This is a genomic window from Eubacterium sp. CAG:161 (assembly GCF_000432355.1).
Lineage (GTDB): Bacteria > Bacillota > Clostridia > Lachnospirales > Lachnospiraceae > Eubacterium_G > Eubacterium_G segne.
Genome location: NZ_HF991862.1, coordinates 111,707 through 113,898, shown reverse-complemented (window position 1 = coordinate 113,898; position 2,192 = coordinate 111,707). Strand labels below are relative to the sequence as shown.

Genomic DNA, 2,192 nt, shown 5'->3' with positions numbered 1-2,192 from the left:
CAATTTTTATTTTAATTATGTTTGTTGAGGTTTGTTTAAGAAACAAATAAAGTTCATTGGCTAAATTAATATGAAACTTTATAAGATAAGGAGGCTCACATGAGTACAGATTTACTATATTACATTATGGATTACAGCGAAAATTATTACCGGGTAAATAAAGAGGAACAGTTGGTGGTGGCAGCAGGTAAAGAAGAAGCTACAGTTTTCACATTTTCTCAGGCAAATAGCAAAATATCCGTTGGGAAAAAAATCATCTTTTTATCGTATGATTCCGGTGGAAGGGGAAAATGAATCGTTAGATTATGAGAAAACTGAGGTTCAGTACAGTGGAAATGAGGAAACTTATGACTTTGTTCAGGAAGATATTTCACTGGCAAAAAAACTTACCAGAGACGAAGTTCATTGTAGTATAACCAAAAATCCATCTTCCTATGATTTGTCGGAAATGGATTGGGAGGAATATTTAACACATTTTGCATATGAGGCTTCAAATTTAACTGATTACAAAGATGAATTAACAAAAAAGCAGTCAGAAGTAGACCAAAAGATTTGTGATGTTTTGCATTATATTGAATTGTGTGAAACAGATGACAATGAAGCAACTGATCTTGTGGAGCTGTTAAGGGTTTGTGGTGAAAACCGTCGTGAAATAAAGGATGAATTGTTTGAAAACAGCAATATGCATAAGGCGAAAGCGAATACGAACACAACCAATGAAGTGAATGAAAATAGGAGGAACTTAACTGTATGTATGCTTTAACGGATTACATAGATTGTGAAGCATTAGCGGATACATGTGAGGAAAATTTAGCGGAAGTTGAGGATATTATGAATGTAAAAAAGAATGATGATGGTCTGGTTGTTGCAGAGAATCAAGCAGTATAGAAATCTGCTGACCTGTTTGCTTACCCGCCTCCTAATATGTTATACTAACCTCATATTAAATTTATTTATAATAACAGTGAAAATATTTACAGCCTAAAGGAGCAACATACAAATGAAGAAAAAATGGTCAGTTAAAAAGAAAATAGTAGTAACGCTGTTGTCTGTTATTGCGGCATTTTTGTTGGTGGTAATTGTGTATGTTCTATATGTATTTGGAACCTATCACAGAATTAAGGATAAGCAGCCTATTGAAATCAATTCTTTAAATGCCACGGAAGGAAGCAAGGTTAAGACAGGAGTGGAATATACAGCAGGTACTTATAATGTGGGATTTGGTGCATATACTCCGGATTACAGTTTCTTTATGGATGGAGGCAAGTATTCCAGATGCTTTAGCAGGCAGTCAGGTATAGATGCCATTAATGGAGCAGCAGATTATGCCAAAAGTGAAAATCCTGATTTTATGATTTTTGAGGAAGTTGACAGGGATTCCACCAGAAGTTATCACGTAAATCAGGAAAATCTTATTAATAAAAAGTTTCAGGGATATTTTCAGAATTTCGCAGTAAACTATGATTCTGCATATTTATTTTATCCTTTTAATGAACCTATTGGAAAATCATATTCCGGTATTAGTGTTTGCTCAAAGTACGAGATAACCTCTGCCCTAAGAAGAAGCTTTCCTATTTCCACATCATTTTCTAAATTGTTGGATTTAGACAGATGTTACAGCGTAAGCAGAGTGCCGGTGGAAAACGGAAAGGAATTAATTATTTACGGCGTTCACATGTCTGCATATGGAAACAGTGATGAAATAAGAGAGGCTCAAACCTCCATGCTTTTTCAGGATATGAAGTCTGAAATGGATAAAGGAAATTATGTTATTTGTGGCGGTGATTTTAATCATGACTTAAAATTAGCAGAGGATGACAGCGTTGAATATGAAAGTTGGGCATATCCATTTCCAAGAAGCAAAATGCCGGAAGGTCTTTCATTTGCCATGGATCAGTTATCAAAGGAAAAGTATGACAGCCTGGCAGATTCTAACAGAAATGATGACACAGAATATATTCCGGGAAAAACTTTTACCTGTATATTAGATGGATTTATTATTTCGGATAATGTGGAAATGACGGATTATACAGTTAAGGATAACGGATTTTTATATTCAGACCATCAGCCGGTATTTATGAAATTTAAATTAAAATAAAGCAGGTGGAATAACAAAACAATTTTCTTATGGAAAGGCAGATTATATTATGAAATTTATATCATGGAATGTAAACGGGTTAAGAGCCTGTGTA

Annotated in this window: 4 protein-coding genes; all 4 read left to right on the top strand. The window is 34.4% G+C overall.

Annotated elements, in window-relative coordinates; translation table 11 throughout:
- Positions 1 to 99: 99 nt before the first annotated feature.
- The 4 genes from Q5O30_RS05795 to Q5O30_RS05780 all read left to right on the top strand — a co-directional run bounded on the left by Q5O30_RS05795 (position 100) and on the right by Q5O30_RS05780 (position 2,098).
- Positions 100 to 294: a hypothetical protein gene (locus Q5O30_RS05795; RefSeq protein ID WP_021952809.1), complete on the top strand. Its 195-nt coding sequence runs from the start codon at positions 100 to 102 to the stop codon at positions 292 to 294.
- The gene (locus Q5O30_RS05790; RefSeq protein WP_021952808.1) at positions 269 to 763 is read left to right on the top strand and encodes a hypothetical protein; all 495 of its coding nucleotides are present in this window, start codon (positions 269 to 271) and stop codon (positions 761 to 763) included. Before Q5O30_RS05795 ends, Q5O30_RS05790 begins: the two co-directional genes overlap by 26 nt.
- Positions 751 to 888, top strand: a complete 138-nt coding sequence (locus tag Q5O30_RS05785; RefSeq protein ID WP_021952807.1) for a hypothetical protein — start codon at positions 751 to 753, stop codon at positions 886 to 888. The genes Q5O30_RS05790 and Q5O30_RS05785 overlap by 13 nt, the downstream gene beginning before the upstream one ends.
- Before the next feature lie 112 nt (positions 889 to 1,000).
- A complete protein-coding gene (locus Q5O30_RS05780) occupies positions 1,001 to 2,098 on the top strand; it encodes an endonuclease/exonuclease/phosphatase family protein (RefSeq protein ID WP_021952806.1) in 1,098 nt (365 codons plus the stop codon).
- Positions 2,099 to 2,192: the final 94 nt, after the last annotated feature.

Bases quoted from the DNA above. Each gene is read 5' to 3' on its own strand.
- Q5O30_RS05795 (WP_021952809.1), top strand. From the start codon at position 100: ATGAGTACAGATTTACTATATTACATTATGGATTACAGCGAAAATTAT.
- Q5O30_RS05790 (WP_021952808.1), top strand. From the start codon at position 269: ATGATTCCGGTGGAAGGGGAAAATGAATCGTTAGATTATGAGAAAACT.
- Q5O30_RS05785 (WP_021952807.1), top strand. From the start codon at position 751: ATGTATGCTTTAACGGATTACATAGATTGTGAAGCATTAGCGGATACA.
- Q5O30_RS05780 (WP_021952806.1), top strand. From the start codon at position 1,001: ATGAAGAAAAAATGGTCAGTTAAAAAGAAAATAGTAGTAACGCTGTTG.